17 protein-coding genes are annotated in these 20,157 nt (G+C 68.8%); 9 read left to right on the top strand and 8 right to left on the bottom strand.

What is annotated here, in order from left to right:
• The 5 genes from EJ913_RS12305 to EJ913_RS12325 all read right to left on the bottom strand — a co-directional run bounded on the left by EJ913_RS12305 (position 1) and on the right by EJ913_RS12325 (position 8,172).
• Positions 1-3,117 (bottom strand): multidrug efflux RND transporter permease subunit, encoded by a 3,117-nt coding sequence (locus EJ913_RS12305; RefSeq protein WP_126998187.1) that lies wholly within the window; start codon positions 3,115-3,117, stop codon positions 1-3.
• On the bottom strand, positions 3,114-4,604 hold the full coding sequence (locus tag EJ913_RS12310) for an efflux RND transporter periplasmic adaptor subunit (RefSeq protein WP_280531377.1): 1,491 nt from the start codon (positions 4,602-4,604) through the stop codon (positions 3,114-3,116). The genes EJ913_RS12305 and EJ913_RS12310 overlap by 4 nt, the downstream gene beginning before the upstream one ends.
• 121 nt (positions 4,605-4,725) lie before the next feature.
• A complete protein-coding gene (locus EJ913_RS12315) occupies positions 4,726-5,823 on the bottom strand; it encodes a serine hydrolase domain-containing protein (protein WP_126998189.1) in 1,098 nt (365 codons plus the stop codon).
• Positions 5,824-5,861: 38 nt separating this feature from the next.
• Complete coding sequence (locus EJ913_RS12320; RefSeq protein ID WP_126998191.1) at positions 5,862-6,512, bottom strand: DUF1345 domain-containing protein; 651 nt, start codon at positions 6,510-6,512, stop codon at positions 5,862-5,864.
• A gap of 16 nt (positions 6,513-6,528) precedes the next feature.
• On the bottom strand, positions 6,529-8,172 hold the full coding sequence (locus EJ913_RS12325; RefSeq protein ID WP_244939336.1) for a VTT domain-containing protein: 1,644 nt from the start codon (positions 8,170-8,172) through the stop codon (positions 6,529-6,531).
• A gap of 332 nt (positions 8,173-8,504) precedes the next feature.
• Between EJ913_RS12325 and EJ913_RS12330 the strand changes: the two genes are divergently transcribed.
• Positions 8,505-9,674 (top strand): acyl-CoA dehydrogenase, encoded by a 1,170-nt coding sequence (locus EJ913_RS12330; RefSeq protein ID WP_274390034.1) that lies wholly within the window; start codon positions 8,505-8,507, stop codon positions 9,672-9,674.
• An 89-nt stretch (positions 9,675-9,763) separates the two neighbouring features.
• On the opposite strand, the gene EJ913_RS12335 is transcribed toward EJ913_RS12330, so the two are convergent.
• From EJ913_RS12335 to EJ913_RS12345, 3 genes are all read right to left on the bottom strand, one after another.
• Positions 9,764-10,660 (bottom strand): DMT family transporter, encoded by an 897-nt coding sequence (locus tag EJ913_RS12335; protein WP_244939337.1) that lies wholly within the window; start codon positions 10,658-10,660, stop codon positions 9,764-9,766.
• Between the two features lie 154 nt (positions 10,661-10,814).
• On the bottom strand, positions 10,815-11,381 hold the full coding sequence (locus tag EJ913_RS12340; RefSeq protein ID WP_126998196.1) for a DUF2934 domain-containing protein: 567 nt from the start codon (positions 11,379-11,381) through the stop codon (positions 10,815-10,817).
• A gap of 118 nt (positions 11,382-11,499) precedes the next feature.
• Positions 11,500-12,072, bottom strand: coding sequence for an acyloxyacyl hydrolase (locus EJ913_RS12345; protein ID WP_244939338.1), 573 nt, complete (start codon positions 12,070-12,072; stop codon positions 11,500-11,502).
• A 480-nt stretch (positions 12,073-12,552) separates the two neighbouring features.
• Here EJ913_RS12345 and EJ913_RS12350 point away from each other — a divergent pair, with 480 nt between their 5' ends.
• The 8 genes from EJ913_RS12350 (at position 12,553) to EJ913_RS12385 (ending at position 20,101) form a co-directional block, all read left to right on the top strand.
• Positions 12,553-13,419: a universal stress protein gene (locus tag EJ913_RS12350; RefSeq protein WP_126998198.1), complete on the top strand. Its 867-nt coding sequence runs from the start codon at positions 12,553-12,555 to the stop codon at positions 13,417-13,419.
• A gap of 106 nt (positions 13,420-13,525) precedes the next feature.
• A complete protein-coding gene (locus EJ913_RS12355; protein WP_126998200.1) occupies positions 13,526-13,795 on the top strand; it encodes a hypothetical protein in 270 nt (89 codons plus the stop codon).
• Positions 13,796-13,865: 70 nt separating this feature from the next.
• Positions 13,866-14,327: a hemerythrin domain-containing protein gene (locus EJ913_RS12360; RefSeq protein WP_126998202.1), complete on the top strand. Its 462-nt coding sequence runs from the start codon at positions 13,866-13,868 to the stop codon at positions 14,325-14,327.
• A 407-nt stretch (positions 14,328-14,734) separates the two neighbouring features.
• Positions 14,735-15,682 carry a tonB-system energizer ExbB gene (gene exbB / locus EJ913_RS12365; RefSeq protein ID WP_126998204.1) on the top strand — a complete coding sequence of 316 codons (948 nt, stop codon included), beginning with the start codon at positions 14,735-14,737 and terminating at the stop codon, positions 15,680-15,682.
• A gap of 6 nt (positions 15,683-15,688) precedes the next feature.
• Positions 15,689-16,117, top strand: coding sequence for a TonB system transport protein ExbD (exbD, locus tag EJ913_RS12370; RefSeq protein WP_126998206.1), 429 nt, complete (start codon positions 15,689-15,691; stop codon positions 16,115-16,117).
• Positions 16,114-16,965, top strand: coding sequence for an energy transducer TonB (locus EJ913_RS12375; RefSeq protein WP_126998208.1), 852 nt, complete (start codon positions 16,114-16,116; stop codon positions 16,963-16,965). Before exbD ends, EJ913_RS12375 begins: the two co-directional genes overlap by 4 nt.
• Positions 16,966-17,162: 197 nt before the next feature.
• On the top strand, positions 17,163-19,289 hold the full coding sequence (locus EJ913_RS12380; protein ID WP_185909761.1) for a TonB-dependent receptor: 2,127 nt from the start codon (positions 17,163-17,165) through the stop codon (positions 19,287-19,289).
• Positions 19,290-19,420: 131 nt separating this feature from the next.
• Positions 19,421-20,101, top strand: a complete 681-nt coding sequence (locus tag EJ913_RS12385; protein WP_126998212.1) for a Fe2+-dependent dioxygenase — start codon at positions 19,421-19,423, stop codon at positions 20,099-20,101.
• The last annotated feature ends 56 nt before the right edge of the window (positions 20,102-20,157 follow it).

The raw sequence follows: 20,157 nt of genomic DNA on the forward strand, positions 1-20,157 counted from the left end.
CTACTCCGCCGCCGCCGGCTCGGCGTTGCCGGGCGGATGCGCTTGCGTCTTGCGGCGCGGGCGCAGCAGCCGGCCCAGCCGGTCCATGTAGAGATAGACCACCGGCGTCGTGTAGAGCGTCAGCACTTGGCTGACCAGCAGCCCGCCGACGATGGCGATGCCCATCGGGCGGCGCAGTTCCGACCCCGCGCCGTGCTCCAGCGCCAGCGGCAGGGCACCCAACAGCGCCGCCATCGTCGTCATCATGATCGGGCGGAAGCGCAGCAGCGAGGCCTCGTAGATCGAACGCTCCGGCGCCATGCCCTGGTGGCGCTCGGCCTCCAGCGCGAAGTCGATCATCATGATGGCGTTCTTCTTCACGATGCCGATCAGCAGCACGATGCCGATCAACGCGATCAGCGACAGCTCGTGCCCGGTCGCCATCAGCGCCAGCAGCGCGCCGACGCCGGCCGACGGCAAGGTGGAGAGGATGGTGATCGGGTGGATGTTGCTCTCGTAGAGGATGCCCAACACGATGTAGACAGCGACCACCGCCGCCAGGATCAGCCAGGGCTGGGTCTCCAGCGAGGTGTTGAACTCGGCCGCCGTGCCGGCGAAGCGGGCGGTGTCGGGCATGCCGATGCCGGCGCGGGCCTGGGCGATGGCCGTCACCGCGTCGCCCAGCGCCACGCCCGGCGCCACGTTGAAGGACAAGGTGACCGAGGGGAACTGGCCCTGGTGGGTGATGACCAGCGGGGCGGTGGTGCGCTCCACCCTCACCAGCGCGTTCAGCGGGACCACCCCGCCGCCGCTGGCCTTCACGTAGATCTTGGACAGCGACTCCGGGTTCATCTGGAAGGACGGCTCGACCTCCAGGATCACGCGGTACTGGTTGGTCTGGGTGTAGATGGTCGAGACCTGACGCTGGCCGAAGGCGTCGTAGAGCGTGTCGTCGATGGCCTGCGGCAGGACGTGCAGGCGCGACGCCGCGTCGCGGTCGATGGTCAGGTAGACCTGGAGGCCGTCGGGCTGCTGGTCGCTCGCCACGTCGGTCAGCTCGGGCCGGGCGCGCAGGGCGTCGATCAGGCGCGGGGTCCAGTTCGCCAGCTCCTGCGGGTCGGCGTCCTGCAACACGTACTGGTACTGGGTGCGGCTGACGCGGCTGTCGATCTGCACGTCCTGAACCGCCTGCATGAACAGCGACACGCCGTGCAGCCCGCCGGTGGCGGCGCGCAGGCGGGCGATGATCTCCTCGGCCGAGGAGGTACGCTCGTCGCGCGGCTTCAGCGCGATGGTCAGGCTGCCGGTGTTGGTGGTGGCGTTGACCGAGCCGGTGCCGACGAAGCTCGCCACCGCCGTCACGTCGGGGTCGCGGCGGACGATCTCGGCGACGGCGCGCTGGCGCTCGGCCATCGCCTTGACGGAGATCGACGGGGCGGCGTCGGTCACGCCGATGATGACGCCGGTGTCCTGCTGCGGCAGGAAACCCTTGGGCACCGAATCGTAGAGCCACAGCGTGGCGACCAGCGTCGCGATGGTGAACAGCAGCGTCAGCGGCTGGTGGCGCAGCACGACCCGCAGCGAGGCGGCATACCCGCGCAGCAGCGCGTCGAAGCCGCGCTCGCTCCAGCGGAACAGCAGGTTCGGGCGGTCGTGGGTCTCGGGCTTGAGCAGGCGGGCGCACATCATCGGCGTCAGCGTCAGCGAGATCACCATCGACACCAGCACCGCGATGGACAGCGTCAGCGCGAACTCGCGGAACAGCCGGCCGACCACGCCGCTCATGAACAGCAGCGGGATGAACACCGCGATCAGCGACAAGGTCAGCGACACCACGGTGAAGCCGATCTGGCGGGCGCCCTTCAGCGCCGCCGCCATTGGTGTCTCGCCCTTCTCGATGTGGCGGACGATGTTCTCGATCATCACGATGGCGTCGTCGACGACGAAGCCCGACGCGATGGTCAGCGCCATCAACGACAAATTGTCCAGGCTGAAGCCGCACAGCGCCATGATGCCGAAGGTGCCGATCAGCGACAGCGGCAGCACCGCCGCCGGGATCACCGTCGCCCACGCCTTGCGCAGGAACAGGAAGATCACCATCACCACCAGCGCCGAGGTCAGCACCAGCGTCTTCTGCACGTCCAGCACCGAGGCGCGGATCGTCTCCGTCCGGTCGGTCAGCACCGCCATGTGGATCTGCGGCGGCAGCGTCTCCTTCAAGGACGGCAGCAGGGCGTGGATGCGGTCCACCGTGTCGATGATGTTGGCGCCGGGCGTGCGCTGGACGCTGAGCAGAACCGCCGGCTTGCCGTCGTGCCACGCGGCCAGCCGCGTGTTCTCCACCGAATCGACCACCGCGCCGATGTCCGACAGCCGCACCGGGCCGCCGTTCTTGTAGGTGACGATGATCGGGCGGTAGGCGGCGGCGTTCTCGATCTGGTCGTTGACGCCGATGGTCCAGGACTGGCGCGGCCCGTCGAAGCTGCCCTTGGGCGCGTTGACGTTGGCCTGGGTGATGGTGGTGCGCACGTCCTCCAGCGTCAGGCCGAGCCCGGCGACCGTCGCCGGGTTGACCTGCACGCGCACGGCCGGACGCAGACCGCCCTCGATGCCGACATAGCCGACGCCGTCCACCTGGCTGAGCTTCTGCCCCAGCAGCGTGTCGGCGGCGTCGCTGACCGTCTCGATCCGCAGGCTTTCCGAACTCAGCGCCAGCACCATGATCGGCGTGTCGGCCGGGTTGACCTTGTCGTAGACGGGCGGGTTCGGCAGCCCCTTGGGCAGGCTGCCCGCCGCCGCGCTGATCGCCGACTGCACGTCCTGCGAGGCGGCGTCGATGTTGCGCGACAGGTTGAATTGCAGGGTGATGCTCGACAGCCCGAAGGAGCTGGTCGAGATCATCGAGGAGATGCCGGCGATCTGCCCCAGTTGCCGCTCCAGCGGCGCGGTGACCGACGAGGCGATGACGTCGGGCGCGGCGCCCGGCAGTTGGGTGGTGACGCGCACGGTCGGGAAATCGACCGTCGGCAGCGACGAGATCGGCAGCGTGCTGTAGCCGAGCAGCCCCAGCAGCACCACCGCCGCCATCAGCAGTCCGGTGGCGACCGGCCGCAGGATGAAGGGGGCGGAGATGTTCATGAGCGTTCCTGCCGCTCACGCGCCGGAGCGGCGCCGGTCTCGGCCGGGGCGCTGCCGTTGCCCCCCGGAGCTGCGCCCTCGGCGGGCGGTGGGCGACGGCGCGGGGCGTCGGGGGTGTTCGGGTCGCGGGGACCGCGCTCCCGCCGGTGTTCACCGTTGGCGACTGGGGTGGGCTGACCGGCGGGGGCGGCGGCGTTGGGCTGATCCGCGCCGGGCTGGACGGCGTTGGGCTGGACGGCGTTGGATTGAGCGCCGGTGGTGGGCGCGCCGCCGGCCGGGGCCGGATCGACGATGCGGATGCGCGAGCCCGGTTGCAGGCGGTACTGGCCGTCCACCACCACGCGCTCGCCGGGAGCGAGGCCGGCCTCGACGATGGCCTTGTTGTCCTCGATGGGACCGACCGTGATCGGGCGCTGCTCGACGGTCTGATCGTCCTTGATGATGTAGGCGAAGGTGCCCTGCGGACCGCGCTGCACCACCATGGCCGGCACCGTGGTGGCGCCGCGCCGCACCGCCGACAGCAGACGCACGTTCACGAACTGGCCGGGCCACAGGCGCTGCGGCTCGTTGGGCAGGGTCGCCTTCAGGCGGATCGTGCCGGTGCCGCTGTCGATCAGGTTGTCGACCACCTGGAGGCTGCCGGCGCCAAGCACCGCCTTGGCCTCGCGGTCGAGCGCCTGGACCGCCACCTCGCCACGCTCCTGGGCGGCGAGGATGGCGGGAAGCTGCTTCTCCGGCAGGGTGAAGACGACCGAGATCGGCTGGATCTGGGTGATGGTGGCGATGCCGTTGGCGTCGCTCGCCCGCACGATGTTGCCGGTGTCGATGTTGCGCAGGCCGATGCGGCCGGGGATGGGGGCGGTGACGGTGGTCCAGTTCAGTTGCACCTGCACCGCCTCGATCGAGGCCTCGTCGGCGCGGATCTGCGCCTCGTACTGGGCGACCAGGGCGCGCTGGGTGTCCACCGTCTGCTTGGAGGCGAATTCCTTCAGGTTCATGTTGCGCTCCAGGTCGCGCCTGGCGTTGGCGAGCTGCGCCTCGTCCTGCATCTTCTTGGCCTGGGCTTGGGCGAGCTGGGCCTGGAGCGAGCGCGAGTCGATGATCGCCAGCACGTCGCCGGCCTTGACGATCTGCCCCTCGCGCAGGTCGAGCCGTTGCAACTCGCCGTCCACGCGGGCGCGCACGGTGACGCTGTTGAAGGCCTGGACGGTGCCGATGCCGTCGAACCAGATGGCGACGTCCTCGCGCGCCACCGTCCCGGCCTGCACCGCGATGACCGGGTTGCGGGAGCTGCCGCCGGGACCGGGGGGGGCACCCGGAGGGCCGCCCGGACCCGGAGGGCCACCGGGGGGGCCACCGGGGGGGCCGGCGTCGCGACCGGCGGTCTTGGCGGGCGCCGACAGCTTCTGCTCCACCGCGTAACCGATGCCGCCGACCAGACCGGCGAGAACCACACCGGTGACGACCGGTTTCCAACGAATCTTCATGACAGTCCCGACGCTCGCTCGCCCGTGTTTTTCCTGGCCGCGTTTCCTTGGCATGTCTTGGTACGGGCGGTCGGGGAGGAGTCGTCGGATAAAAAGCGTGATATTTTCAGAAGGCGCGAAGTCAGGGGGCCAGAAGCTTGCGCGCCAGCAGCAGGCCGACGTCGTCGTCGGTGTTCTCGTCGCCGTTCATGATCAGGATGACGACGCTGTCGCGCTCCGGGTAGTACCACGCCTCGGTGCGGAAGCCGGCGAGCCGGCCGGGATGGCCGTGTTTCGGGCCGAAATCGCTGTCCTCGACCATGATGCCGTAGCCATAGCCGTCCTCGGCGTCGCCGGCCCGGTCCACCAGCATCTCCCGCAGCAGCGCCGGGTCGAGCAGCAGACCCGACCGGCGGAACAGCGCGGTCATGAAGCGTTCCAGGTCGCCGGCCGTCGTCGTCACCGGCGCGTCGCCCAGCGGGCTGGAGTAGGCGTAGAGGCTGGCGTCCGCGCGGCTGCCGTCCGGCTTGGGCGCGCGGTAGCCATGGGCGACCGCGGGATCGGCGGGGTCGGCGCCAAGGCTGGTCGCGGTCATCCCGGCCGGGCGGAAGATCCGCGCCTCCAGCGCCTCGGCCAGCCCGGTCCCGTCCATCCGCTCGACGATGCGGCCGAGCAGCATGTAGTTGGTGTTGGAGTAGACGTAGGCGCCGGGCTTGGTGGGCGGGCCGCAGGGGGCCTCGGTCAGCGCCTCCGCCACCGTCCAGCGCGGGCTCGGGTGGCGGGCGGACGACGCCGCCGCGTTGCGCAGGCAATCGGGAATGCCGGAGCGGTGGGAGAGCAGATCCGCCACCGTCGCCGTTCCCAGGTTGGCGAGCCGTTCCGCCCCCGGCAGGTCGACCAGCGGCAGGGCCGGGTCGCTCAACGCGAGGCGTCCGGCCTGGACCAGTTGCATCACCGCGACCGCCGTCATCATCTTGCCGGTGGACGCGATGTGGAAACGGGTGTCCGGCGTGACCGGGATTCCCCTGGCGCGGTCGGCCAGCCCGGCGGCGGCGATGCGCAGGATGCCGTCGGGACCCGACAGCGCCAGCACCCCGCCCGGCGCGTCGTAGCGGCGCAGAAGGCCGGCGAGCGCCGCGCCGGTCGTCTCCTCCGCCGCGACCGCGCCGGGGGCGCCGGCCAACAGGCACAGCAGCGCCACCCGCCGTCCCGACGCGCGTGTCCAAGCCGACCAACCCATGGAACCCCTCCAATCGGCGGCGGACCGCCAAGCGCGGATCAGCCGACCAGTCCGGCGGCCAGATTGACCCCCAGCGCCAGAACCGCCGTGTTGAACAGGAAGGACAGGGCGCCGTGCATCAGCACCAGCCGCCGCATCCCGGCGTCGCGGGTGGTCACGTCGGAGACCTGCGCGGTCATGCCGACGGTGAAGCTGAAATACAGGAATTCCAGATAGTCCGGCTGGTCGTTGCCGGGGAAATCCAGCCCCTTCCCATCCGAATTCTCGCCGTTCAGCCAATAGTCGTGGGCGTAATGCTGGGCGAAGAAGACGTGCAGGAAGCTCCAGGACAGCAGCACGGTCACGGCGGCGAGACCGGCGGCGAGACCGGCGTGGGGCTGGCCCTTGGCGGCGATCAGCTCCACCGCGATGGCGACCAGGGAGGCCAGCGCCGCCGCCACCGCTCCGACCAGCACCCCCCATTTGCCGGGGTCGAGCCGCTGGGCGCGGCGGCGCATCGACGCGATTGTCGCCCGGCTCATCAGGGCGGAGGCGAGGACGATGTACAGCGCCACCCCGGCGTTCCAGCCGATCAGCAACGCGGTCAGGGGACTCACCCAGACCGCCGCGACTCCCGCGCCGGCCATCGCCATGGCCAGGGCGGTCAGCAGCGAGGGGCGGTTGCGGAGATGGCGCAGGCTGTGGTGCAACCGGAGGCTCCCGCCGTCAGTTCGATGCCGGGTAGAGCGGCAGCAGCGCCTGCTGGCGCCGTTGGTAGCGGACCAGCTCCATGGCGGTCAGCGGCTTGAACCCGCGCTCCCGGTTGGCGGCGGCGACCTCGAACATCAGCGCCTGCTGGTGGAAGAGCGCGGCGTAGGCATCGGTCAGGCGGAATTCCGGATCCCACATGTGGATGGCCTCCGCCCCGGCGCCGTTGACCTCGATGATCTGGAAATCCTCGCCCATGCCCAGCCGCTCCACCGACAGGAAGCGCACGTCGAAGCGCCCGAAATGGAAGTCCGGCATCGAATCGGCGATCTCGTCGAAACGGGCCGCCAGCGTCGCCGTCACATGGGCGCGGGCGTCCTTGTAGAGCCCGCCGACGCGGCTGCTGCCGACCAGCGAGAGGCGAACCACCTCGCCCGGCGGCGGAACCTCGTCCAGCCGGTCGGCCAGCGCCTCGTGATGGAGGTCGGCCTTCCAGCCGGCGCGCGGGTCGCGGGCGATGAGGGCGCGCAGGGTGGAGCGCCCATCCCCGACGACATGGGGGAAATAGCGGAAGGTCATCGAGAAGATGCGGCCGCTGCGCTCGCCCGGCAACCGGACGTAGAAGATTCCGGCCTCGCCCGCGTAGGGCACGTAATCCTGCAGGATCACCCGGCAGTCCTCGGGGAAGCCGCGCAGGTATCCGGCGAGGTCGGCCACGTCGTGGACCAGCCGCACGCCGATGCCGCGCCAGCCGATGTCCGGCTTGGCGACCAGCGGGAAGCGCAGGTCGGCGACGGACACCGCCCGTTCCAGATCGGCCTCGGTCAAGGTCGGCCGGTTGACCAACGCGGCCGAGCGCGCGACCCAGCGCCGCGCCTCCGGCCCGATCAGGTCGATGCACTGGATCTTGGATTCGCCCAGCAGTCCGCCCGCCTCGATGGACGGGTTCGCCGCCGTCGGCAGGGTCAGGCTGCGGTGCCGGATGCCCAGCGCGAACCACTGGACCACCAGCGGGATGTAGAACAGCAGCGGCGGGATGCGCTCGGCCAGTCCGATGGTGGGGGCGCCGGCCGGAACCACCGGCAGGCCGGGCAGCACGATGGCGTTCGGAGTCGGCATGCCCTTCAGCGCGTCGGGCAGATGCGGTTCGACGGTCCGGCGCAGCCGCGCGAACGCCGTGGCCATGACCGAACGAGCCGTCTTGGTGCGCAGACCGACGATGCACAGCACCAGAACGAGGCCGATGGCCTGCATCTCGAAAGCCGCCGCTTCGAGCGACGAAGTCATCAGGGTCAGCAGCAGCCCGACATGGAGGACGGCGGTGACCAGGGTGATGATGATGAAGCGAACGAAGGGAACCTTCATCGCGCCGCAGGCGAAATAGGTGGGAAACAGGACACCGGGCACCAGACGGCAAGTCACCAGCGCGGGCAGCAAATTCCTCTGCAATCCCGAACGGCACCGCTCAAGCAACGGCCCCTCGGTCCGCTTTTGCAGCCAGGCGACCCGAAGCGACAGCATTCCGAGGAAATAAATGATAAGGTCGCCGACAACAATACCACCCAGCAACGCGAAGGCTGCCAAGCCGATGTTGAGGGTGCCGACACTGATGAGGCTCGCCCCCGCCGCAATCGCGACGTCTTCGTGCAACAGTGTCAGCAAGGCCAAACCAAACAACAAGGGGAGGTCGGAGAACGCCGTTATTGGTTGCAATGCAGCAAACACGAGCTTGGCAGTCCGTCTGAGTGGGTATCCAATTGAGGATATGAGGATAAAATTGCATAAGAATTGGTAAGCTTCACGTTAAAAATTTTCCGGAATCGTTCGCGTAGGGAAGATCCGGATAGGGCATAGGAATTCGTTATGGGGCGGATCGCGAATATGTGTTTGTCACTATGGAAAGGACCCGGCACAGTGCCGCCCAATCGCCTTTACCGGCCAACCTTTTCGAACACGAACCAAATCCAATCCGCAGGAGACGCACCGTGAAGAGCATGCAGTGGGACGATCCCTTCCTTCTCGACGCCCAGCTTTCCGAGGACGAGAAGCTGATTCGCGACAGCGCCCGCGCCTACTGCCAGGACAAGTTGCAGCCCCGCGTCATCGGCGCCTTCCGCGAGGAGCGTTTCGACCGCGAGATCATGACGGAGATGGGTGCGCTGGGTCTGCTCGGCCCCACCATCCCGGAGGAGTACGGCGGGCCGGGCGTCAACCACGTCGCCTACGGCCTCGTCGCGCGTGAGGTCGAGCGGGTGGACAGCGGCTACCGCTCCGCGATGTCGGTGCAGTCCTCGCTGGTCATGCACCCGATCTACGCCTACGGCAGCGAGGAGCAGAAGAAGAAGTGGCTGCCGCGTCTGGCCACCGGCGAGCTGGTCGGCTGCTTCGGCCTGACCGAGCCGGACCACGGTTCCGACCCCGGCGGCATGAAGACCCGCGCCACCAAGGTGGACGGCGGCTATCTGCTGAGCGGCTCCAAGATGTGGATCACCAACTCGCCGATCGCCGATCTGGCCGTGGTGTGGGCCAAGTCGGACGCCCATGACAACAAGATCAAGGGCTTCGTCGTCGAGCGCGGGACCAAGGGCTTCTCGACCCCGAAGATCGAGGGCAAGCTGTCCCTGCGCTCCTCGGTGACCGGCGAGATCGTGCTGGACGAGGCCTTCGTCCCCGAAGAGAACCTGCTGCCCAACGCGTCGGGCCTCGGCGGGCCGTTCGGCTGCCTGAACAAGGCGCGCTACGGCATCGCCTGGGGCGTGATGGGCGCCGCCGAGTTCTGCTGGCACGCCGCCCGTCAGTACACGCTGGACCGCAAGCAGTTCGGCCGTCCGCTCGCCGCCAACCAGCTGGTCCAGAAGAAGCTGGCCGACATGCAGACCGAGATCGCGCTCGGCCTCCAGGGCTGCCTCCGCGCCGGCCGCATGATGGACGACGGCGACTGGTCGCCGGAGATCATCTCGCTGATGAAGCGCAACAACTGCGGCAAGGCGCTCGACATCGCCCGCGTCGCCCGCGACATGCACGGCGGCAACGGCATCTCCGACGAGTTCCAGGTCATCCGCCACATGGTGAACCTGGAGACGGTGAACACCTACGAGGGAACCCACGACGTCCACGCCCTGATCCTGGGCCGTGTGCAAACGGGCATCCAGGCGTTCTATTGAGCCTGAGCGCGTTGTAGCGCTGTAAGAAAAAGCCCCTCTTTCTTCACGGGAAGAGGGGCTTTTCGTGTCTGGGGCCCGCGCCGGGGCGGTCAGTCGTCGGAACCGGGCGGCACCGGCTTGGACGGGGTGGCCTTGCGGCGGGTCTCGCGGTGCAGGATGTAAAGGCCGCTGGACATCACCACGGCGGCGCCGACGGCCATCGCCCCGGTCGGCACCTCGTCCCAGACCAGCCAGCCGAACAGCACCGCCAGCAGCAGCGCCGTGTAGTTCAGCGGCGCCACCACGGCGGCGGGCGCCAGCGAATAGGCCCGTGTGACCATCAACTGGCCGGCGCCGCCCAGAATGCCCATGGCGACCAGCAGGCCCCAGTCGGCCAGCGTCGGCGTGATCCAGGCGAAGGGCAAGGTCAGTCCCAGCACCAGCGTGGTCAGCAGGGAGAAATAGAAGACGATGGTGTTGGGCGGCTCGGTCCGGCTCAATTGCCGGATGGCGATGACGGCGAAGGCGTTGCCCATCGCGCCGATCAGCGCCACCCCCGCCCCCAGGTTGAACACGTCGCCGCTCGGCCGCGCGATGATCAGCACGCCGAGGAAGCCGACCAGAACGGCGCTCCAGCGGTGGATGCCGACCTTCTCGGCCAGCAGCGGCACCGACAGCGCGGTCAGGAACAGCGGCGCCGCGAAGTTCAGCGCGATGGCGTCGCCCAGCGGCAGCAGATGGAACGACCAGAACATGGTGACCATGGTGGTCATGCCGATCAGCGCCCGGCCCAGATGGCCCCAGGGATGGGCGGTGCGCAGGCCGTTGGCGAAGCCGCCGCTCATCTGGATGGCGATGCAGACCGGGATCAGCGCGAACAGGTTGCGGAAGAACGTGACTTCGGTGACCGGGAAGCGCTCCACCAGCAACTTCACCAGCACGTTCATCAGCGAGAAGAAGAACACCGACCCGAACATCGCGGCGATGCCGAGCGGGGTGTTGTCCACCCTCCGGTGAGGCTTGGGCTTGGACGGGGGGGGAGGGGAGGTCACGATGGACCCCAATCTATCAAAACGCGACCGCCCGCGTCACGATGTCGCGACGCGGGCGGGCATGTCTCGGCGGAATGGCGGCCCTGCGGCCTTAACGGCTTGTCCGGCCTCAGTTTTTCAGGGAGACCGAAACCTCGGACTCGGCGCGCAGCCAATGCTCCTGCTCGCGGCCCTCCGGACGGCCCTCGGCCTCCCAGATTTCATAGGCGCGGTCCTGGATCATCTTGTTCTGCTGGCCGCGCAGCAGGCCCTCGGCGATGCTCATGTTGATGCGCGCCAGCGACACCAGGCGGCGCTCCTCGATGGTGCCGCCGGTGGCCTCCATCGTGGTGTTGACGACGTATTGCGCCAGATTGCGCAGGTTCGCCTTCACTTCCGGCTCGACCGGGCATTCCTCGTTCACCAGCACCGCCTTGATGGCGATCCAGAGCTTCAGGTTGTGGTCGAGCGCGACGTTGACCTTTTCGGCCGTGTCGGCATCGAGCAGCAGGCTGGCGGCGTGCAGCAGGGCGATGCTGTCCTGCTCCACCACGGCGAAGTTGGTGCGCAGGATCACCTCGGCGCCGGTGTCGGCCAGAACGGACGACGACTCCACGGACGACGCCCCCGTGGCGGGCGCGCTTTCGGAAATCTGGGCGGGCGGAGCGGAGGCGGCGGTCTTGCGCTTGGTGGCCATGGTCGTTTCCCCGGGAGCGTTATTCCATGCCCACTAGAGCCGCCCATGTTTAACATGTGGTTAAGAGGTGAGGAAAGGTGCCGGTCCCCACAACCGACGGGCCGTTTCGCCGCACCGCTCAGGGGCCGCCGAAGGGCAGCCGGTAGTAGAGCCCGAAGACGTTGTTGGGGGTGGAGCCCGCCTCCGCCGGATTGCCGTCGGTCGCGATGCGGCTGTAGCCCAGGCTGAAGCGCGACTTGTTGTCGAACTCGTAGCCCAATTCCAACTGCGAGCGGAACTCGGTGACCGTCCCGTTGTCGCGCGGCGTGCGCGGCAGGGTGCCGGCCCCGAAGCTGGGGGTGAAGACGAAGGAGCCGAGCGGCACGTCGATCAGCACGCCGCCCATCAGCCCGACGGTGCCGGTCGCGCCGCGCGCCGCGCCGTCGACCGGCTGCGCGCCCGGCCCGATCCACGGGCGGACGCTGGCGAAGGACTCGATCTGCGGAATCAGGGAACCCGATCCGAGCCGCATCTTGCTGTTCAGCCCGGTCACGGTGTTTTCCGGCGGCGCCTGCACCGTGTAGGCCAGCCCGCCGATGGTCCAGTCGCCGATGCGGTCGTTGCCGACCGACACGAAATCGGCCTTGGCCGGCAGCGCCGAAAGCGCGGTGGCCAGCACGGGCAGACACAAGATGAAGGATCGACGGCTCACGGGCGGCCCCCTCCGGCGGCGTGACGGTGCCACCATAACGAAGGGCCCGGCCCCCCGTCCGCAGGTGTATCCGCACTACCTCCAACTATGTCGGTTCTGACATGGGCCGAATCAACCGGCAAAGCGCGAGCGGCGCCGGAGGTTTTGGCCGGACAGCCGCTGCTGTGGCGGATCGTCGCAACGCGGCGCCGCCGGCCCGGCGGGAACCCGTAAAATGGCGGAAACGCTGAGGTTTTCGAGCCATGCGCCGGGTGCGCCTGGATTCTGGCAGGGTTGCAGCGGATGTGCTGGACGCTGCGGCGGGAACGCTGGCGTAATTCGAAGTGGACGGACGGCGGACGACACGCCGGGCGGTAGGATGTTGAACGGCAATGACGGCGGTGGCCGTCGCCCCCTGTCCCTGGCACCGGTCCCTGGCACCGGGCCGTGCCGGCCACCATCGTCCGGGAGGACCGCTCGATCCGGTCCGGGAGGAATGCGATGACCTACAAGACCATTCTCGTGCCGCTCGGTGGCGGCGACAACGACCCTGTCGCGCTGAAAGCCGCCCTGGCGGTGGCGCGCGATTTCGACGCCCACGTCGTCGCGCTCTTCGTCGCGCTCGACCCGCGCGACGCCGTGCCGATGCTGGGGGAAGGAATGTCCGGCGCCATGGTGGACGAGATCATGCGCGCGGCGGAGGGGGAATCGAACAGCCACCGCGCCGTCGCCCGCCGCCATTTCGACGACGTGGTGCGCGACGGCGGCATCGCGTTGCGCGAGGTTCCCGGTGCCGAGGAGGCCCCCTCGGCCGCGTGGCGCGAGGTCGTCGGCCGGGTCGAGGACGTGGTTCCCGCCGAGGGGCGGCTGGCCGACCTGATCGTCTTCGCCCACACCACGCTCGACTCCGACACCCAGGGCTACGCGACCATGGAGACGGCGCTGCTCGGGTCCGGCCGTCCGCTGCTGCTGGTGCCCCGGGTGCTGCCCGCCACCATCGGCCACACGGTCGCCGTGGCGTGGAACGGCAAGATCGAGGCCGCCCGCGCGGTCGCCGCCGCCCTGCCGTTCCTGCGCGGCGCCGACCGGGTCCACGCGCTGACCGCCGAGACCTCGGTGACCGACGCTGCGGCCGGAAGTCGCATATCCCAATACCTGGCTTGGCATGGAGTTAATGTTGAGTTAACCATTCTCAAGCCTGGATCGGAACCCGTCGGCGAGACGGTCACCAAAAAGGCCGCGGAGCTTGGCGCCGACCTCCTGGTGATGGGAGGCTACGGGCACAGCCGGATGCGGGAAATGATTCTGGGCGGCGTTACCCGTTATGTGCTCAATCACGCCGGGCTTCCGGTGCTGATGGTCCATTAGGCCGTTCCGGCCGCGCCCCCGCCGCGCTTTTCGCGGGGGCGCCTCCCGGAGCGGCCGGATGGACCCCAAGCCGAAGGGGCTCCGGCGGTTCTGGGAGGAACCCGCCATGCTGACGATCAACGACTGCATCGCCTTCACCGATCTGACCGAAGCGCAGATCGACGCGATCGCCGAACACGAGCACCTGCCGGGAATGGTTGCGGTGGAACTGGGCTGCTGCCTGGCCCACAGCCCCGGCGGCGTCGCGCGCATCGTCCAAATCCTCGCCGACGACATCGCCGAGGCGCGCGCTCATGGCCGCACCGGCCACGCCGCCGATCTGGTGGCGGTGCTGACCGACTTCGTCGCCACCCACCCCGCCGAGGGGCGTGCATAAGGAGGGGGGTGGAACACCCGCCGGTCACAGGGGTTTTCCTGGCAATGATTTCATCAGGAAGGACCCCGCGATGGCCCGGAAGACCGACATCTTCGCCCGCATCAAGACCGATCACGACACCATCCGCGCCCTGCTGGACAAGGCCGAGGAGGCCAACGGGAACGGCCGCGCCGTCTTCGAGGATCTTCAGCGCGAGCTGTGGGCGCATGCAAAGGTTGAGGAGGGCATTTTCTACGCCTCGCTCTCCAAGGCCAAGGACGCCAAGTCCGAAACCATCGAGGGTCTGAACGAGCACCACCTGATCAACGGGCTGCTCGACGAGCTGAACGCCATGAAGACGACCGACAGCGGCTGGAAGGAGAAGCTCCAGGTTCTGGGCGAGCTGGTCCGCCACCACCTCGACGAGGAGGAGGAGGAGCTGTTCGAGGAAGCCAAGGAGTATCTCGACGACGGCCGCGCCGCCGAATTGGGCGGCTTTTACGCCGACCGCAAGGATCACGTCCTGGCCGGTCTGGCGCCGCTGCCGAAATGACGATCCGGCCGGGCCGGCGCCCCATGCCGGTTCGATGACGGGACCTTGACCGGAAAGCCTCTCCTCCCCTGTGGAAGAGGGGCTTTTTGCGTTTCCCCGCTACGGTGCGTGGGCGGTGCGGCGTTTTTTCCACGGGACAGCCACGCGCAGAAATGGTATTGAAACTCACTCGCAAGAAAATTCCACCGCGCCGAACGCGCGACGATCCGTGTAAACAGTTGGTGCAACGAACAAAAAAGCACCCCTAGGGAGCGGAAACCCCAGAAATCAACCCTGACTTCGGTCGATTTTGGATGCGATTGATATTCATTCGCACTATAAGACCGCTCGGGGCTTTGCTCTGGGGTTCATCGGGATTTCGCATCTTGCGCGTTTTGGATACGCGTTCTGGGGGAGTTCGACCGCCAATGCCGACACCGCTTCACCGCCATCGCGTCGCCGTTGCCGCGTCCGCTGGGTTGGCCACGCTGCTGACCACCGTGGCCGTCTGGGCGCAGGAGGGAGGCGCCGCCGCCGGTGCCGCGCCCGCCGCTCCGGCCATCGCCCCGGCCGCCGACGCCGCTGCGACCGCCGCTCCGGCGCTGGGCGCCGCCGCCTCGGCGGTGGTGCCGGCCGCCGATGCCGCCGCCGCCGCGGCCGCGACCGCCGCGATCCTGCCGCACGACCTGTCCCCCTGGGGCATGTTCGTCGCGGCCAGCCCGGTGGTGCAGGCGGTCATGATCGGTCTGGCGCTCGCCTCGGTCGCCACCTGGACCATCGCCATCGCCAAGGCCATCGAGCTGTCCTCGGCCAAGCGCAAGGCCCGTGAGGCGCTGGCCATGCTGGAGGACGCCCGTTCGCTGGGCCAGGCGGCCGAGCGGGTCGGCTTCAGCCAGGGCACGGCGGCGACGCTGGTCCGCGCGGTCATCGCCGAGACCCACCTGTCCGCCGACGCGCCGTCGCGCGACGGCCTGATGGACCGCGCCGCCTCGCGGCTGGAGCGGATCGAGGCGGCGGCCGGCCGGCGCATGGCGCGCGGCACCGGCATGCTCGCCACCATCGGCTCGACCGGCCCCTTCGTCGGCCTGTTCGGCACGGTGTGGGGCATCATGACCAGCTTCATCGGCATCTCGAAGGCGCAGACGACCAACCTCGCCGTCGTGGCGCCGGGCATCGCCGAGGCGCTGCTGGCGACCGCCATCGGTCTGGTCGCGGCCATCCCCGCCGTCGTCGTCTACAACGCCTGCACCCGCGCCATCGGCGGCCACAAGGCGCAGCTGACCGACGCGTCGGCCGCCGTGCTGCGCCTGCTGAGCCGCGACATCGACCGCCGCGCGCTGCCCCGCGCGACCGGCGCGTCCAGCGCGGCGGAGTGACGGAGCATGGGTGCCCGTCTCGGTTCCGGCGGTGACGACGAGCTCACCGAAACCCATGAGATCAACGTCACGCCCTTCATCGACGTCGTTCTCGTCCTTCTGATCATCTTCATGGTGGCGGCGCCGCTGGCCACGGTGGACGTGCCGGTCGACCTGCCGGCCTCCACCGCGACGCCGACCCCGCGCCCGGACAAGCCGCTGTTCCTGTCCATCCAGGCCGACAAGACCCTGGCGGTGGGCGAGACCAAGACCACGCGCGAGGGGCTGGGCGCCGCGCTCGACGCCGTGACCCACGGCGACAAGGCCACGCGCGTCTTCCTGCGCGCCGACAAGACGGTCGATTACGGCGAACTGACCGAGGTGATGAACGCGCTGCGCGGCGCCGGCTATCTCAAGGTCGGGCTGGTCGGTCTGGAATCGGCACCGTCGCCATGAGCGTGTCCGCCTACGACCCAAATCTGGAGGTCGACGAGGCTCCGCCTTCGGGTGCGACCCGGTGGGGCGGCAGCTTTCTGATCGCGCTCGGCGTGCACGGGGCGGCGGCGCTCGCCATGGTGGCGTGGCATGTGCCGCTGGAACCGATGGACGCCGAACCGCCCGCCGTGATGCTGGAACTGGCCCCGCTCCCGGTCGCCCCGCCCGAGCCGACCCCGGCCGTGGAAGCCCCGCCGCCCGAGCCGGTGGTCGAACCCCCGCCCCCGGAACCGATCGTCGAGCCGCCCCCGCCCGAGCCGGTCATCGAGGAGCCGCCCCCGCCCCCCGAACCGCCCCCGGTGGTCGAGCCGGAGGTGGTGATCCCCAAGCCGCCGCCCGAGCCGCCGAAGCCCAAGCCGGAACCCAAGAAGGAACCGCCCAAGCCCAAGCCCGAGAAGCCGAAGCCCCCGCCGCCGCGTCCGGTCCCCCAGACCACGGTCGCGCCGACGGCGCCCGCGGCTCCGGCCCAGGCTCCGGCCCCCGTCGCCGCGGCGCCCGCGCCCTCGGTGGCGCCCAGCCGGTCGATGCCCAGTTGGCAGGGCCGGGTCCTCGGTCACTTGGAACGACACAAGCGCTACCCGCGCTCCGCCCAGGCCCGCCGCCAGGAAGGGGTGTCGCAGGTCCGCTTCACCATCGACCGTCAGGGCAACGTGCTGTCGGTTCAACTCGACAAGACGTCGGGGCATGGGGTGCTCGACGAAGAGACGGTGGAGATGGTGCGCCGCGCCTCGCCACTGCCGGCCCCACCCGACGACATGGCGCAGGACCGCATCGAACTCGTTGTCCCGGTTCAGTTTTTCCTGAAATAAACCATACTTTCGCCTCTCTTTGAAAAAGGCCTGTGTCCAAACGGACACAGGCCTTTTTCGTTGTGATGAGACTAAGAATCGTTTGCAGTTTTGCGTTGCTTCAACCCCTAAGTGATTTTAAGAACAATTCGCACACAGATTTTTTGCGTACGACCTTTGGGGGGTTACACGTGTCATCCAACGCCGTTCTGGTTTCCATGAGAGTGTCCCGGCAGGTCGCGACCTCGTCCGCCCTGGGCTTGGCGCTGTCCTGCGCCTCGCTGCTGCCGGCCGCCGCGCAGACCGCGACGCCGGCCCAGCCGTCGCAGCAGCTTCCGGCCATCTCGGTCGAGGGCGCCAAGCCCCAGACCGACTACAAGGTCGACCGCGCGTCCTCGCCCAAGACGAGCGAGCCGCTGCTCGACACGCCGCAGACGATCACGGTCATCCCGCGCGAGGTGATCGAGGATCGCGGCGCCAACTCGCTGCGCGACGTTCTGCGCACGGTGCCGGGCGTCACCATTTCGGCCGGCGAGGGGGGCGGGCCGCAAGGTGACAACCTGAAGATTCGCGGCTTCGCGGCGAACACCGATTTGTTCATCGACGGGATGCGCGACCAGGGGCAGTACAGCCGCGACTCGTTCAACCTGGAACAGGTCGAGGTGGTGAAGGGCGGATCGGCGACGTCGGCGGGCCGGGGGGCCACCGGCGGCGCCGTCAACCTCGTCACCAAGGCGCCGGTCAAGGAGGCGATCACCGCCGGCACCGTGGCGCTCGGCACCGACCGCACCAAGCGGATCACCGCCGACCTGAACCAGCCGCTGACCGCGCTGGGGCTGGACAACGCGGCCGTCCGCCTGAACGTGATGGGCCACACCTCGGGGATCGCCGGGCGCGACGTGGTCGAGAACAACCGTTGGGCCTTCGCCCCGTCGGTGACCTTCGGCGTGACCGGGCCGACCAAGCTGACGCTCAGCTACTTCCACATCCAGGAAGACAACATGCCGGACTACGGCATCCCGGTCGTCGGCGCGACCTCGCTGCCGAACGTGAAGCGGGAGAACTACTACGGCTTCAAGGATCTGAACGCCGAGAACACGCGCGTCGACATCGGCACCGCCCGTTTCGAGCACGAGTTCAACGACGCCGTCACCGTCCGCAACACCCTGCGCGCCTCCCAGGCCCGGCGCCAGTCCAACGTCTCGGTTCCGCGCGCCGCCAACGTGCTGGCCAACAGCATGACCAAGGTGCCGACGGCCCGCGACGCCACCCTGAAGTCGCTCGACAACCAGACCGACGTGACGCTGAAATTCGCCACCGGCGCGCTCAACCACAGCGTGGTGACGGGCGTGGAACTGGCGGCGGAAAGCTACGACAACCAGCCCTACACCTTCTCCGCCAACGCCTCGACCACCGACCGGCTGTTCACGCCCAACCCGTTCGCCCGCTACACCGGCACCCGCACGCTGGGCGCCAAGACCGAGACGGACAGCAACACGGTCGCCTTCTACCTGATGGACACCGTCAAGATCGGCGAGCAGTGGGAGATCGCCGGCGGCCTGCGCTACGACCGCTTCAACGCCGAGACCAAGATCCCCTCGACCGGCGGCCGGTTCGAGCGCACCGACAATCTGGTGAGCTGGCGCGGCGCCCTGATCTACAAGCCGGTGCCCAACGCCAGCGTCTACGTCAGCGCGTCCACCTCCTACAACCCGTCGGCCGAGGGGCTGGCGCTGTCGGCGACCACCGCCGACACCCCGCCCGAAAAGAACATGACCTACGAGGTCGGCGCCAAGTGGGACGTGCTGGCCGACACGCTGTCGCTGACCGGCGCCGTGTTCCGCACCGAGAAGACCGACGCGCGCGAGACCCTGCCGGGCGGCACCATCCAGGTGCTCAACGGCGTCCGCCGCGTGGACGGAATCGAGCTGGGCGTCGCCGGGCAGCTGACCAGCAAGTGGCAGGTCTTCGGCGGCTACACCTACCAGACCAGCGAGATCGTCGAGACCTTCACGGCGGCCAACAAGGGCAACGAGCTGGCGAGCACGCCCAAGCACACCTTCAGCCTGTGGACCACCTACGAGCTGCCGTGGAACCTCAAGGTCGGCGGCGGCGTGCAGGTGGTGGCCGACCGCTACTGGTCGGACGCCAACCTCGGCAAGATCCCGAACTACGCCGTGTTCGATGCCATGGCGGCCTACACGATCCGTCCGGGCGTCGATCTCCAGCTCAACGTCTACAACATCACCGACAAGTTCTACATCGAGCGCGTCCACGCCGGCGGCGGCCACGCCGTTCCGGGCGCCGGCCGCACGGCGCTGCTGACCACCAGCGTCAAGTTCTAAGCCAGCATCTGGTTCCCAGGTCCATCCAAACTCGGCGCCGGGGCCGTTCCGCTTTGCAACGGCGGTTCCGGCGCCATTTTCTCCATCGAGCCTTCTTAATCAAACCCGACCCTGCCGGCACGGAGACGCGCATGCTTCTGCACATTCCCAACGTCCTGACGGCCGAACAGGTCGCCGAGGCGCGCCGTGTCCTCGACGAGACCGACTGGGTGGACGGCTCGGTCACCGCCGGCCACCAGTCGGCGCGGGCCAAACACAACATGCAGATTCCCGAGCAGCACCCGGCGGCCCGGCAGTTGGGCGACATGATCCTGGCGGCGCTGGAACGCAGCGCGCTGTTCATGTCGGCGGCCCTGCCGCTGAAGGTCTACCCGCCGATGTTCAACCGCTACACCGAGGGCCAGACCTTCGGAGTCCACGTCGACAACGCGATCCGGCAGGTGCCCGGCACGGCGCACCGCGTGCGCACCGACCTGTCGGCCACCCTGTTCTTCACCGGCCCCGACGAGTACGACGGCGGCGAGCTGACGGTCGAGGACACCTACGGCGTCCATATGGTCAAGCTGCCGGCGGGCGACATGGTGCTCTACCCGTCCACCAGCCTGCATCAGGTCCGTCCGGTGACGCGCGGTGCGCGGGTCTGCTCCTTCTTCTGGATGCAGAGCATGATCCGCGACGACGGGCAACGGACGATGATGTTCGACCTCGACACCGCGATCCAGAAGATCGGCGCCGACGTTCCCGACCATCCGGGCGTCGTGCAGCTGACCGGCCTCTACCACAACCTGCTCCGCCACTGGGCCGACACCTGAGCGGCGGCCCACACGGCGGCGGTGCGGGCGCTTTTTCCGTCGGGGGGCGGAAGGAG

It is taken from the genome of Azospirillum doebereinerae (assembly GCF_003989665.1).
In the GTDB taxonomy this organism is placed as follows: Bacteria; Pseudomonadota; Alphaproteobacteria; order Azospirillales; family Azospirillaceae; genus Azospirillum; species Azospirillum doebereinerae.

Coding starts and splice junctions, on each gene's coding strand:
- EJ913_RS12305 (WP_126998187.1), bottom strand. CDS start 3,117: ATGAACATCTCCGCCCCCTTCATCCTGCGGCCGGTCGCCACCGGACTG.
- EJ913_RS12310 (WP_280531377.1), bottom strand. CDS start 4,604: ATGAAGATTCGTTGGAAACCGGTCGTCACCGGTGTGGTTCTCGCCGGT.
- EJ913_RS12315 (WP_126998189.1), bottom strand. CDS start 5,823: ATGGGTTGGTCGGCTTGGACACGCGCGTCGGGACGGCGGGTGGCGCTG.
- EJ913_RS12330 (WP_274390034.1), top strand. CDS start 8,505: ATGCAGTGGGACGATCCCTTCCTTCTCGACGCCCAGCTTTCCGAGGAC.
- EJ913_RS12340 (WP_126998196.1), bottom strand. CDS start 11,381: ATGGCCACCAAGCGCAAGACCGCCGCCTCCGCTCCGCCCGCCCAGATT.
- EJ913_RS12350 (WP_126998198.1), top strand. CDS start 12,553: ATGACCTACAAGACCATTCTCGTGCCGCTCGGTGGCGGCGACAACGAC.
- EJ913_RS12355 (WP_126998200.1), top strand. CDS start 13,526: ATGCTGACGATCAACGACTGCATCGCCTTCACCGATCTGACCGAAGCG.
- EJ913_RS12360 (WP_126998202.1), top strand. CDS start 13,866: ATGGCCCGGAAGACCGACATCTTCGCCCGCATCAAGACCGATCACGAC.
- exbB (WP_126998204.1), top strand. CDS start 14,735: ATGCCGACACCGCTTCACCGCCATCGCGTCGCCGTTGCCGCGTCCGCT.
- exbD (WP_126998206.1), top strand. CDS start 15,689: ATGGGTGCCCGTCTCGGTTCCGGCGGTGACGACGAGCTCACCGAAACC.
- EJ913_RS12375 (WP_126998208.1), top strand. CDS start 16,114: ATGAGCGTGTCCGCCTACGACCCAAATCTGGAGGTCGACGAGGCTCCG.
- EJ913_RS12380 (WP_185909761.1), top strand. CDS start 17,163: ATGAGAGTGTCCCGGCAGGTCGCGACCTCGTCCGCCCTGGGCTTGGCG.
- EJ913_RS12385 (WP_126998212.1), top strand. CDS start 19,421: ATGCTTCTGCACATTCCCAACGTCCTGACGGCCGAACAGGTCGCCGAG.